Origin of the sequence: Aliihoeflea sp. 40Bstr573 (genome assembly GCF_024105655.1) — a bacterium.
Lineage (GTDB): Bacteria > Pseudomonadota > Alphaproteobacteria > Rhizobiales > Rhizobiaceae > Aliihoeflea.
In genome coordinates, this window is sequence record NZ_JAAAMH010000006.1 from 186,389 (window position 1) to 199,334 (window position 12,946).

Consider the following 12,946-nt stretch of genomic DNA (forward strand, 5'->3'; position numbering starts at 1 on the left):
GGCCTATGCCGTAAGCTCCTTGCCGATGCGCACGATCTCGCCGACGACGAGGTTTAGATCGTTGTAGCGGGTGCGGTGGTTGCAGATCGCCGCGCGCAGGCTGTGATTGCCGCGCAGCGTCGTGTCGGTAAGAACGGCGATGCCGGATTCCTGGAGACGCAGCATGATCTCGGTGTTGAGCGCCTTCAGCGCCGGTTCGCCGAGCCCACCCGGATCGAAGCGGAAACAGACGATGTTGATGACCGTCGGCGCGGTGAGCGACAGCGTCGGCTCCGTCTCGACGAGGCGCGTCAGGTAATGCGCCATGTCGATGTTCTGGTCGATCAGCCGGCCGAACTTGTCGACGCCATGCTCCTTCAGCGCCATCCAGACCTTCAGCGCGCGAAAGCCCCGGCTGGTCTGGAGACCGAGCTCGTAGAGCCATGCGCCCGAGGCGAGGCCGCGCTCGGACGTTGCGAGATATTCAGCAAACGTGCTGAAGGCGCCGCGATGCGCGGCGGCGTTGCGCACCAGGCAGCAGCCCACGTCGAACGGTGCATGGAGCCATTTGTGCGGGTCGAGCGCGAGCGAATCCGCGCGGGAAAGACCGTCGACGAGCTCGCGGTGGCCGGGCGCGATGGCGATGAGCGCGCCGATGCAGCCATCGACGTGGAACCACAGGGCTTCCTCGGCGGCCAGGTCGGCAAGCGCATTGAGATCGTCGATCGAACCCGTGTTGACCGAGCCGGCACTGGCGATGATGCAGGCAGGCCGGAAGCCCGCCGCGCGGTCCTCTGCGATCGCCTCTCGCAGGGCGGAAATGTCGATGCGCCAGCTCGCGTCGCTCGGAATGCGCCGCAGCGCGCGATTGCCAAGGCCGAGCGTTTCGACCGCCTTGCGGTGGCAGCTATGGAGCTGGTCGGAGCCGTAAAAGCGGAGCGGCCTTGGCACGGCGCCGATGCCCAGTTCGCGGATATCGATCCCGGCCTTGAGGTTGCGGGCGACCGTGAGGCCGATCAGGTTGGCAATCGAGCCGCCGCTGACGAGCGTGCCGCTCGCCGTATCGGGAAAGCCGACCATCTGCCGCAGCCAGTCGACGACTTGCTGGTCGACGAGGGCGGCGGCGTGCTTGCCGCCCCCGAGGTTGGAGGCCTGGACAGCGGCGATGAAATCCGCGAGCGCCCCGGTCATGTTGCCCGCACCCATGTACCAGGCCCAAAACCGCGGATGGCTGTTGCCCATCGGATAGGACATCACCGTTTCGCCCACGGTCTCGAGTACCTCACTCAGGGGCTGCGGCGCGCGCGGCGGCGGTCCGCTGAAGATTTCCGCCAATTCGCCTGGCAGGTCCCGCCAGGCCGGGCGCTCCCTAAGCGTCGCCATATGGGCGAACCCGTTGTCGACGATCTTGTGGGCGAGGGCGGCAAGCGCTCCCCAATCGGCTGGATCGAGCGTATCTTCCTGCGCCTGCGCAAGCATTTCGCGTCCCGCGTCCATGGCCTGCCCCCGCTAAACTCAGGCTGCGAACTGAAAGCCGGGGGTCGACAGGGAAAGCGCCCGTTCCTCGGCGTCCATGTCTTCCTCGATACCCTCGAACATCGGGGTCGACAGGTAGCGCTCGCCCGTGTCGGGCAGCATGCACAGGATCACCGAGCCGGCCGGCGCCTTTTCCGCGATCCCCCGCGCGATGCCGAACGTCGCCCCGCCGGATATGCCGGTGAAGATGCCCTCGCGGCGGGCAAGGTCGCGCGCCCATTTGATGGCCTCCGGGCCGGAGATCGGGATCACCTCGTCGTAGAGATGCTTGTCGACGGCCTCTTGCAGCACGTTGGGGATGAAATCGGGCGTCCATCCCTGGATCGGGTGCGGTTCGAAGGCGAGGTGGCTGGCGCTTGGCGCGCCATTGCTGCCGCGCTGCTGGGGCTGGCCGCTGCCGAGAAGCTGCGCGTTGGCGGGCTCGCTCAAGACGATGCGCGTTTGTGGCATTTCACGGCGCAGGACGCGGCCGACGCCGGTAACCGTGCCGCCCGTGCCATAGCCGGTGACGAAGACGTCGAGACGCGAGCCGGCGAAATCATTGACGATCTCGCGCGCCGTCGTCATCTCGTGGATGTCGGCGTTGGCCTCGGTCTCGAACTGGCGGGCGAGGAACCAGCCATTTGCCTCGGCGAGCTCCACCGCCTTCTGGTACATGCCAAATCCCTTCAGCGCGCGCGGTGTCAGCACGACCTTGGCGCCGAGCATCCGCATCAGCTTGCGCCGCTCCACGGAAAAGCTGTCTGCCATTGTGACGACGAGCGGATAGCCCTTCTGCGCACAGACGATGGCGAGGCCGATGCCGGTATTGCCGCTCGTCGCCTCCACCACGGTCTGGCCGGGCTTCAGGAGGCCGCGCCGCTCGGCGTCCTCGATGATGTTGAGTGCGAGACGATCCTTCACCGAGCCCGCCGGATTGAAGAACTCGACCTTGACATACATGGTCACGCCGGGGACGGCGAGATTGTTGATCCGGACGGCCGGGGTGTCGCCGATCGTGTCGAGAATGCTGTCGAAGAGCCGGCCGCGCCCGGCGGTGGTGCGGATGGTCTGGCCGCTTTGCATGATCTTCTCCCTGGTTGCCGCAGATGCTTCCACGACGGACCCGCTCAAATGGCGGATGTCAGCCGTCGCCCGCGGTGGTAGTCTGCTGCCAAGGGTGGGGCCGTTGTAGAAAGCGTGGAATCGCGCATGGAAATTTCGCCGTCCCATGCAGAACCGCCTTCCGCGGCCCTGGTGCTGCGCATGTTCGGCCGCTTGTCGGTCGCGCGCGGCGGGGCGACGATTGACCTGCCGCCGTCGCGAAAGGTGCGCGCGCTGCTGGCCTATCTTGCCGCTTCCGGCCATCCCGTCGGCCGCAGCCGGCTCTGCGAACTTCTTGGCGACGTCGCCAACGACCCGCGCGGCGAGCTGCGCTGGTGCCTGAGCAAGCTGCGCACCATCCTCGACGAGCCTGGTCGCGTTCGCCTCTCGGCCCGCGACGACATGATCGCGCTCGATCTTGGCGATTGCACGGTCGACGTCCTGCTCGTGGATGCCGCAATGCGCGACGGGCTCGCAACGCTCGACGGGGCGGAGCTTGCGGCGCTCTGCGACCTTTTCGTCGGCGATTTCCTCGAAGGCCTCGACTTGGCCCGCAGCCCGCAACTCGACCATTGGCTGGCGACGCAGCGCCGTCACTATCGCTCCTGTCACGCGGCGATCCTGGAGCGGCTGGTCGAGCTTAAGGCGGAAAGCCCGCAGTTTCTGCGGCCACATGTGGAACGCTGGGTCGAGCTGTCGCCGTTCGACCCACGCGCCCAGACGCTCCTGCTGAAGACGCTGCTCGACGGTGGGCTGCCGCATGAGGCCGAACGGCATTTCGCCGCCGTGGCGCGACTCTATGAGGCCGAGGCCGTTGATCTCGACGCGGTGTCGAAGGCATGGCGGGAACTGCGCAGAACCGCGACCGCCCCGGTCACCGCCGCGCCCGCGTTCAAGGCTGAAATCGCGCCCGATACCGAGCGGCCTGCCGCGCGCTCACGCGCCTCGCTCGCCGTCATGCCCTTCAACGAGGACGACCTGATGATCGGGGAGCGCCGGCTCGCCGACGGTCTGACGCATGACATCATCACAAGGCTCGCCAAGCTGCGAACCCTCTTCGTCATCGCCCGTGGCTCTGTTTTTGCCCTGTCGGAAGAGGAGGTGGCGCCTGCCGAGGCGGCGCGGCGGCTCGATGTCGACTATTTCGCGCATGGTATCGTACGGCGCCACGGCCAGCGGGCGGAGGTCTCGGTGGAACTCGTGGAGATGCGGACGGCGCGCATCGTCTGGTCGGAGGAGTTCGAGGTCCGGCGCGACGATGCCTTCCTCGTCCTCGACGATATCTGTGACATGATCGTCGCCTCTATCGCCAACGAGATCGAGACGGCGGAGAAGAACCGCGCCATCCTGAAACCGCCCAACTCACTCAATGCCTGGGAGGCCTACCATCGCGGCCTCTGGCACATGTACCGTTTCACCAAGGCCGACAACGATCTGGCGCAGCAATTCTTCCGCCAATCGAGCGCGATCGACCCGACCTTCGCACGGGCCTATTCGGGGCTGTCCTTCACGCACTGGCAGAACGCATTCCAGCAGTGGAACGATCGACATAAGGAGGCGGATAGCGCGTTCGACGCTGCGGGGCGCAGCCTCCTGGCAGACGATCATGACCCGGCCGCGCACTGGGCTATGGGGCGGGCGCTGTGGCTGCGGGGCCGCCACGACCAGGCGGTGGTCGAGTTGGAGCGGTCCGTCGACCTCAGCCCGAACTTCGCGCTCGGGCACTATGCGCTGTCCTTCGTGCAGTCGCAGTCGGGCGATGCGGCGGCGGCGATCAACTCGTCCGACCATTCGCGCAGCCTGAGCCCGTTCGACCCGCTGCTCTTCGGGATGATGGGCGCGCGCGCCCTGGCGCATGTGCGGCTCGGCCAGTTCGAGGAAGCGGCCCAGTGGGCGCTCAAGGCCGCGGCGCGGCCGAATGCGCATGTGATCATCCTGGCGATCGCCGCTCACTGCCTGGCGCTGGCAGGGCGGATCGATGAGGCGAGGGTCTATGCCGAAATGGTTCGCCAGACGATTCCGAGCTTCCGCGTCGAGGATTTCCTGACGACTTTCCATTTTTCGCCGGATGCCGAGCTTTTGTTCCGCCGTGCGGCTTCAAGCATCGGCTTCGGCGCGTAGCCCTCAGCCGCGCAGGGTCACTTCCTTGAGCCGCTCCATGGGCATGAGCGCGCCGCGCTCGCCGATGACATGGCGGGCCAGGCCATGCCCGGCGCGGACGGCCTCGGCGGGCGCAATCCCGGCAAGCCGTGCGGCGAGATACGCTGCGTTGAACGCGTCGCCGGCGCCGGTCGTGTCCACGGGACGGACACGCTCGACGGCAATCGTTTCGACGTGACCCGGCATACCAACCACGATGTCGCCGCCGCCATTCTTGACGGCGACTTCGCCGCAGCCCGCGGCCTGCCAGCGGTGAAGGCAATCTGAAGGCGAGGCGTCGCCCCAAAGCTCGGCATCATCGTCAAAACTGGGAAGGCCGATCGACGCCGCCGCGATGCCTTCGCGCAGCCAGCGAGCCATCGTCTCGCGATCCTCCCAGAGCGCCGGGCGGATGTTCGGGTCGAAGACGACAGCCTGGCCGCGCGCCTTGGCAGTGCGGGCGGCGTCGACGAGATTTTGGCGGCCGGCCGGCGGAAGGATCGCCAGCGTGATGCCTGAGAAGTAGACGAGGTCGGCGGCCGCGATCGCATCTGCGAGCGCTGCGGCATCGTCGGCGAGCCCGCGGGCGGCGGAAGCAGAGCGCCAGTATGAAAAGCTTCGTTCTCCGGTTGGCGACAGGTCAATCGCGTAAAGCCCCACGCTGCGCGTCTCGTCGGGGCCGACGTAGGTTGTGTCGAGGCCATTGCGGGCAAGGAACGCGCGCATGCGCGCCGAGAAGGGGTCAGCGCCGAGCCGCGTCAATAGCGCGGTGCGCCAGCCGGCCTCGGGAAGGATGGCGCGCGCGTACCACAGCGTATTGAGCACGTCTCCAGCAAACCCCATCCGCCAGAAATCCGCCTCGCCGTCGCCAGCGCGGCTGAGCTCAACCATCGGCTCGCCGATCGAGAGAAACAGCCTTGCGGTCACGGACAAGCCTCCGTTGCGATGGCAGCCGCCATGCTCTTTTCCGGCATTGCGCCGAGCGCCTCGTCGACCTCGGTACGCCATTGCGGCGACGATGCCAACGGGTCGGCTATCAAGTTCGGCAGTCTGCGGAGCACGGCCGCTATGAGTCGCGCATCGCGCGGCTGTCCACTACGCCGCGCTTATCGGCACTGCTGGCGCGGGCCACCCCCATAGGGCTGGTAGCTGTTGTCCTCCGGCCGATAGGAGCGGTAGCGGTCAAAGCACGACTGCACGTGGCGCGAGGCCATCTCCACATGACGACCCGTCGTGGACGCGTTCGCATAAGCGCCTGTCTGCGCGTCGGAAGTCATGGCTACCTGCGCAAATTCCGCGCTGACCGTGGTTTCATCCTGGCCGGAATAGGGCGACACGCAGCTTTTCTGGCCACCGCTGTAGGGCGTGTAACTGTTCGTTTCAATCCGGTATGAACGATAGCGGTCCGCGCACCACTGCACATGTGCGGCCGGCAAACGGGCACCGGCTGCTTCCTTGGCAGGCATGTCCTGCGGCGAGGGAATGGCGCTGGTCGTGGTCTGATCGACGTCCATCTCGTCTTGAGGCCATGCGTCCGGGTCTGCGCTCGCGATGGTGATTTCCTCGACCTCGGTTGGTCCTCGTGCAGATCTTTCTGCGACCTCCGGCTCGGGCGGCAGGGGCGCGGCGGCGATGCGTTCCAGGTCCTGCGCGTCCGTATCGACCGGCTTCGGCTCCAAGGTCCAGAGCGCCGCGACATCCTGTGTCGGCCCCACCTGTTCGCCGACGGGCTTGGCGGTGAGCGTGTAGGTGGCGAGTACGGCACCGCCTGCGAACATGCCCAGCGACAGTGTGAATCCTGCGGCGGCGGCGAGTACGGGTTTCATCGGGGCCTCCATCAATTGCTGGACAATCAATGCCGAAAAGCGATTACGGTTCCGAACACGGGTCCGTTGCCGCACGAGGCAATCGAGCGCCGGATCGGATCTCACCGGAAGTGAGGGCGCGACAGTCAGGCGTGGTGCCGGCCGTTCCCGCTGCGCCTGCCCCGATGGGCCTGGGTGGGGGATGGCAGCGCTGCCACTTTTTCGGTTCTCTTTGATGGACGAGGATGTTAACAGGGGACGCAATGGTGAGGGAGGAGAGCATGACCGATCTGACAGGGCGCACTGCCCTCGTCACGGCGGCAGCGCAGGGCATCGGCCGTGCGAGCGCCATCGCGCTGGCAACGGCCGGCGCCAAGGTCGTCGCGACCGACATAAATCTCGAAGGTCTAAAGGCGCTCGACGGCGTCGATGGCATCGCCGCGCGCCCGCTCGACGTGCTCGATCCCGCAGCGACTGCAGCCCTGAGCCGGGAAGTCGGCCAGGTTGACATCCTGTTCAACTGTGCGGGGGTCGTCCATGCCGGCACAGTTCTCGACTGTACCGACGAGGAGTTCGATTTCGCCTTCTCGCTGAACGTGAAGGCGCAGATACGCATGATCAAGGCGGTTCTGCCGGGCATGCTGGACCGCCGCGACGGCTGCATCATCAACATGGCGTCGGTCGCTTCCAGCGTGAAGGGCGTGCCCAACCGGTGCCTCTACAGCGCCTCCAAGGCGGCGGTGATCGGCCTGACGAAATCGGTCGCAGCCGACTATGTGGCAGAGGGCATCCGCTGCAACGCGATCTGCCCGGGAACGGTCGACAGCCCATCGCTGCACGAACGGCTGAGGGCGCAAGGCGACTATGAGGCGGCCCGCACCGCCTTCATCGCACGCCAGCCGATCGGACGCATCGGCAAGGCCGAGGAGATCGCCGATCTCGTCGTTTATCTGTCGGGGGCAAGCTATACGACCGGCGCGATCCATCTGATCGACGGCGGCTGGGCGATTTGAACAACAGGAAAGGGAATGACGCATGAAATTGCTGCGCTATGGCCAGCCGGGAAACGAAAAGCCGGGGCTGCTCGATGCCGAGGGACGCATCCGCGACCTGTCGGGCAAGGTCGCCGACATCTCGGGCGACACGCTGACGCCGTCGGGGCTTGCGAGCCTTGCCGAGATCGACCCGTCAAGCCTGCCACCGGTCGAAGGCAATCCGCGGATTGGCCCATGCGTCGGCGATGTCGGCAAGTTCATCTGCATCGGCCTCAACTATGCCGACCATGCGGCCGAAAGCGGCGCCAAGGTCCCGCCGGAGCCCATCATGTTCATGAAGCCGCGCTCGGCGATCGTCGGGCCGAATGACGAGGTTCGCATTCCTCGCGGCTCGGTGAAGACGGATTGGGAGGTGGAACTGGGCATCGTCATCGGCCAGTCCGCGAAATACGTGTCGGAAGCCGAGGCGCTCGCGCATGTGGCCGGCTACTGCGTCGTCAACGACGTGTCGGAGCGCGAGTACCAGCTCGAACGCCACGGCACCTGGGACAAGGGCAAGTGCTGCGATACGTTCGGACCGATCGGGCCGTGGATGGTGACGGCCGACGAAATCCCCGATCCGCAAAATCTCGGCATGTGGCTGGAGGTCGACGGGCACCGCTACCAGGACGGTTCGACGAAGACGATGGTCTATGGCGTCGCCCACCTCGTCTCGTATCTGTCGCAGTTCATGACGCTGCACGCCGGCGACATCATCGCAACGGGCACGCCGCCGGGCGTTGGCATGGGCCAGAAGCCGCCCGTTTATCTGAAGGCCGGTCAGACCATGCGGCTCGGCATCGAAGGTCTTGGCGAGCAGAGCCAGCGGACCGCCGCCGACTGACCCACGCAAAAGGATCGGTTCAAAGGAAAAGGCCGGTGCACGGATGCGCCGGCCTTTTTGCCGCTTCTCCCGGGTGAATGCCTATTCCTTCACAGCGCCCGTCATCGACGACACGTAGTAGTCGACGAAGAAGGAGTAGAGGATGACGACCGGCAGCGAGCCGATCAGCGCGCCGGACATCAGCGCGCCCCACTCATAGACGTCGCCGCGCACGAGTTCGGTGAGGACGCCGACCGGTACGGTCTTGTTCTCCGACGAGGAGATGAAGGTCAGCGCGTAGATGAATTCGTTCCAGGACAAGGTGAAGGCAAAGATGCCGGCCGAGATCAGGCCGGGAATGGCCAGCGGCAGGACGATCTTGGTCAGGATCTGCCAGCGGCTAGCACCATCGACGAGCGCGCTTTCCTCCAGCTCGAACGGGATCGAGCGGAAATAGCCCATCAGCAGCCAGGTGCAGAACGGGATGAGGAAGGTCGGATAGGTGAGGATCAGCGCCAGCCGGGTGTCGTAGATGCCGAACTGGAAGACCATGAAGGCCAGCGGAATGAACAGGATGGACGGCGGCACGAGATAGGCGAGGAAGATCATCAGCCCCGTCACGCGCGCACCCGTGAAGCGAACGCGCTCGATCGCATAGGCGGCGAAAACCGAGGCGGCCAGCGACAGGATCGTCGAGGACACCGAGACGATCATCGTGTTCCAGAGCCAGCCCGGATAGGAGGTCTCGAACAGGAGATACTTGATGTGCTCGAGCGTCGGTCCGACGACCCAGAACGGACTGTAGTCGGTGTAGTTCGTGAGCTGGTGATTGGGTTTCACCGCCGTTACCGCCATCCAGTAGAAGGGGAACAGGAGGACGAAGACGAAGACGAGAAGGGGCAGGTAAACGACGACGATGCGACGCAGCAGCGTGTCGTACTGGTCCATGCCGACGATATCGTCTTCGGTGGGTTTGGCGGCGATTGTGCTGTCGGTCATGGTCATGTCCTCAATCGGCTCCACCCTGCTGCCATTTGCGGCGTTGCAGGCCGAAGAAACTGAACAGGATGGCGCCGAGCAGGAACGGGATCATCGCGACCGCGATCGCTGCGCCTTCGCCGAGCTGTCCGCCGGGGATGGCGCGCTGGAACGAGAGCGTCGCCATCAGATGCGTTGCATTGACCGGGCCGCCGCGCGTCAGGACGTAGATCAACTGGAAGTCGGTGAAGGTGAACAGCACCGAGAATGTCATCACGACCGCGATGATGGGCGTCAAAAGCGGCAGCGTCACATAGCGGAAGCGTTGCCAGGGACGCGCGCCGTCGAGCGCGGCCGCTTCATGCAGCGATTGCGGGATGGTCTGCAGACCGGCCAGAAGGCAGATCGCGACGAAGGGAATGCCACGCCAGACATTGGCTGCGATGACGGAAGCGCGCGCGAGGTTCGGGTCGCCCAGGAAGTTGATCGGACGGTCGATCAGCCCCCATTCCATCAGCACGAACGAGATGATGGAGAACTGCGAATCGAAGATCCACCAGAAGGCCAGCGCAGAAAGCACGGTCGGGACGACCCAGGGCAACAGGATAATCGCGCGGAAGAAATTCTTGAACGGCAGATGCTGGTTCAGGACGAGCGCCAGCCACAGGCCGAGCACGAATTTCAGCACCGAAGCGACGAAGGTGTAGAGCAGCGTGTTGAAGATCGAGAGCCAGAAAACGTTGTCGTTCCACAGCCACACATAGTTTTCGAGGCCGATGAAGATTCCCCGGCGGCCGATCGATGTGTCGGTAAAGCCGAGCCAGACGCCAAGGCCGAGCGGATAGGTCAGGAAGCACAGGAGAAAGGCCGCCGCGGGAAGCATGAACAGCAAGCCCAGCCCGTTGCGGCTTTCGCCAAGGCGCGCCAGCATCGACGCTCTGGTCCGGGGCGAAGCAACGTTGTCGCTTTCCAGGGTCGTGGACATTGCCCGTTGATCTCCGTCAGTAGCTCGTCATGGCCGTCGCGGCTTGAAGGAAGGGCGCCGGGCTTGGTGGAACCCGGCGCGCTCCGCGTCAGACGCGGTAGTAGCGGTTGATGCGGCGCTCGGCGTTCGCGATGGCATCTTCGGGCGTGCGCTGGCCGGTCACCGCCTCGGCAAACATGTCGACGAGAACGTAATCGGCCATCACCGCCGCGGATGCGTAGCCGAGCGGGCCGGCCCAGCCGTTCGGGCGAAGGCTCGCCGACGCCTTGGAGTAGGGCTCGTGGATCGGCGAGGACGTCCAGACCGGGTTCGACTCGTATTCCCGCAGAGGCTGGCAGCAATAGGCGCTGGCGCCCTCGATCCACGCGTTCATGTTGTCGGACTGGTACATGAAGGCGAGGTACGCCTTGGCAGCTTCGGGATAAGGGGTGTGGTTGAAGATCGCCAGCGTGGATGTCTGGTGCAACTCGACAGATTCGCCGACCGGTCCGATCGGTAGCGTCGTGGTGCGGATGTCGTCGGCGATCTCCTGCATGGCCGGATCGTTGCGGGCCGCGTAATAGAGCGAAACGCCATTGGCGACGAGCGAGCACTGTCCGGCGAGGAACGCGCGGTTGTTGTTGATGTCGAGCCAGCTTTCGGTGCCGGGGATAAAGGTCGCGTAGAGGGCCCGCGCATACTCGATCGCGGCAAGCGTCTCAGGACTGTTGATCGCGACAGTGCCGCTTTCGTCGACGGTCTTGCCGCCGTGGCTCCACAACAGCCAGTGCGCGTAATTGTTGCCGTCGCCGACGGCTTTGCCGTGCGGGAAGCCGGCCGGCGTGCCGTTCGCCTGCAATGCCTTGCAAAGTTCCAGGAAGCCGTCCGTGTCGTTCGGGAATTCCGAGAAGCCGGCTGCCTCGACATGGCTGGCGCGATAGCAGATCGCATTGCCGATGGCGCACAGTGGCAGCGCGATGAACTTGTCGTCGCGGCGTGCATAGCCTTCGAGGCCCGGATACCAGCCGCCATGGGCCTCGCCGAGCGCGGTGCCGAGTTCGGTCACGTCGACGAGTTTGTCGGGGTATTGATGGACGTCGTCGAACCAACCCATGACGATGTCGGGGCCAGAGCCGATATTGGCGGCGACCGCCGCTTTCGGGCGCACATCCTCCCAGCTTTCCTGATCGATCCGGACTTCGACGCCGGTCGCTTCGGTAAAAGCGCGCGTGTTGGCGTTCCACGCCTCTTCCTCTGCCTTGACGAAGGGAACCCAGCGCAGGAGCCTGAGCGTGGCGCCGGATTCGGGCGTGTAGTTGGGAATCGCGCTCTGGGCGAATGCACGCCGCGGCATGCTGATTCCGCCAAGCGCGGCCGTTCCGATAAGTCCGGCGGCACCTGTCATGATCTGTCTGCGATTGAACGTCATGTCATCTCCTCCTTCTTGTTTCGGACGTCTCGGGCCTCCCGCCCTCGCTCGCCCGCTCCTCTGCCTTGGCTGTCTCAGTCCGTCAGTCGTATCCCCGTTCCGGCATCGAACAGATGCGCCGCGTTCGGGTCGATCGACAGCTCGAGCGTCTCCCCCGGAGCCAGACGCACCCGCTCACGGAAAACGCATGTCACCTGTGTGCTGCCCACCAGCCCCACGACCTGGCTCTCCGACCCCGTCGGCTCGATGACCTGGACCTTGAGCCCGACGGGCCCGCCGAGCGAAAACGCTTCCGGCCGGATGCCGTAGACGAGTGCCCGGCCGCGCGCGGATGCGGGCGGCGCGGGAACCGGAAGCACCGCGCCGTCATCCGTCAGGAAGCTGGTCGGGTCGGCCTCGTCGATGCGACCGTTGAGAAAGTTCATGGCCGGCGAGCCGATGAAGCCGGCGACGAACAGGTTGGCGGGGTTGTCGTAAAGATCGAGCGGCGCGCCGATCTGCTCGACGATGCCGTCATGCATCACGACGATCTTGTCGGCCATCGTCATCGCTTCGATCTGGTCGTGCGTGACGTAGACGGTGGTCGTGGTCAGCCTCTGGTGCAGGTTCTTGATCTCGGTGCGCATCGACACGCGCAGCTTGGCGTCGAGATTTGAAAGCGGCTCATCGAACAGAAAGACCTGCGGATCGCGGACGATGGCGCGTCCCATGGCGACGCGCTGGCGCTGGCCGCCGGAAAGCTGGCGTGGATATCGGTGGAGCAGGTTCGTGAGGCCAAGAATGTCGGCCGCCGGCTTCACCCGCTTTTCGATCTCGCTCTTCGCGGCGCCGGCGAGCATGAGCGAGAACGACATGTTATCGGCGACGGTCATGTGCGGATAGAGCGCATAGTTCTGGAACACCATGGCGATGTCCCGCTCCTTGGGCGGCAGGTCGTTGACGACCCGGTTGCCGATGCGGATTTCGCCCCCGGTAATGTGTTCCAGGCCGGCCAGCATGCGCAGGAGCGTGGACTTGCCGCAGCCCGACGGCCCGACCAGGATGACGAACTCACCATCCTCGATATCGACGCTGACGCCCTTGATGACGGGGTGGCTCCCGAAAGACTTGCGTACGTCGTCGATTTCGACTGACGCCATTGGAGATCCTCCCTGATTTCCCTTTGCGTCCGCCAGA

The 12,946-nt window shown here is 65.2% G+C and carries 11 protein-coding genes; 3 read left to right on the forward strand and 8 right to left on the reverse strand.

Features of this window, described 5'->3' with window-relative positions:
- Nucleotides 1-3: 3 nt before the first annotated feature.
- Complete coding sequence (locus tag GTK01_RS10250) at nt 4-1,476, reverse strand: pyridoxal-dependent decarboxylase (protein WP_252925779.1); 1,473 nt, start codon at nt 1,474-1,476, stop codon at nt 4-6.
- Nucleotides 1,477-1,494: 18 nt separating this feature from the next.
- Nucleotides 1,495-2,580 carry a cysteine synthase A gene (gene cysK, locus GTK01_RS10255; protein WP_252925780.1) on the reverse strand — a complete coding sequence of 362 codons (1,086 nt, stop codon included), beginning with the start codon at nt 2,578-2,580 and terminating at the stop codon, nt 1,495-1,497.
- 126 nt (nt 2,581-2,706) lie between these two features.
- Here cysK and GTK01_RS10260 point away from each other — a divergent pair, with 126 nt between their 5' ends.
- Nucleotides 2,707-4,719: a transcriptional regulator gene (locus GTK01_RS10260; RefSeq protein WP_252925781.1), complete on the forward strand. Its 2,013-nt coding sequence runs from the start codon at nt 2,707-2,709 to the stop codon at nt 4,717-4,719.
- Nucleotides 4,720-4,722: 3 nt separating this feature from the next.
- Here GTK01_RS10260 and GTK01_RS10265 read toward each other — a convergent pair whose 3' ends face one another.
- Entirely contained in the window at nt 4,723-5,664 is a 942-nt protein-coding gene (locus GTK01_RS10265; RefSeq protein WP_252925782.1) for a PfkB family carbohydrate kinase, read from the reverse strand.
- 179 nt (nt 5,665-5,843) lie between these two features.
- Entirely contained in the window at nt 5,844-6,563 is a 720-nt protein-coding gene (locus GTK01_RS10270; RefSeq protein ID WP_252925783.1) for a BA14K family protein, read from the reverse strand.
- 260 nt (nt 6,564-6,823) lie between these two features.
- On the opposite strand from GTK01_RS10270, the gene GTK01_RS10275 reads away from it, so the two are divergent.
- Complete coding sequence (locus GTK01_RS10275; protein ID WP_252925784.1) at nt 6,824-7,555, forward strand: SDR family oxidoreductase; 732 nt, start codon at nt 6,824-6,826, stop codon at nt 7,553-7,555.
- Between the two features lie 22 nt (nt 7,556-7,577).
- On the forward strand, nt 7,578-8,420 hold the full coding sequence (locus GTK01_RS10280; protein WP_252925785.1) for an ureidoglycolate lyase: 843 nt from the start codon (nt 7,578-7,580) through the stop codon (nt 8,418-8,420).
- Nucleotides 8,421-8,501: 81 nt separating this feature from the next.
- Here GTK01_RS10280 and GTK01_RS10285 read toward each other — a convergent pair whose 3' ends face one another.
- The 4 genes from GTK01_RS10285 to GTK01_RS10300 all read right to left on the reverse strand — a co-directional run bounded on the left by GTK01_RS10285 (nt 8,502) and on the right by GTK01_RS10300 (nt 12,909).
- Entirely contained in the window at nt 8,502-9,347 is an 846-nt protein-coding gene (locus GTK01_RS10285; protein WP_252925826.1) for a carbohydrate ABC transporter permease, read from the reverse strand.
- A gap of 61 nt (nt 9,348-9,408) precedes the next feature.
- The gene (locus GTK01_RS10290) at nt 9,409-10,308 is read right to left on the reverse strand and encodes a carbohydrate ABC transporter permease (protein ID WP_252925827.1); all 900 of its coding nucleotides are present in this window, start codon (nt 10,306-10,308) and stop codon (nt 9,409-9,411) included.
- 142 nt (nt 10,309-10,450) lie between these two features.
- Nucleotides 10,451-11,770, reverse strand: coding sequence for an ABC transporter substrate-binding protein (locus GTK01_RS10295; protein WP_252925786.1), 1,320 nt, complete (start codon nt 11,768-11,770; stop codon nt 10,451-10,453).
- A 74-nt stretch (nt 11,771-11,844) separates the two neighbouring features.
- Entirely contained in the window at nt 11,845-12,909 is a 1,065-nt protein-coding gene (locus GTK01_RS10300; RefSeq protein ID WP_252925787.1) for an ABC transporter ATP-binding protein, read from the reverse strand.
- Between the last annotated feature and the right edge of the window lie 37 nt (nt 12,910-12,946).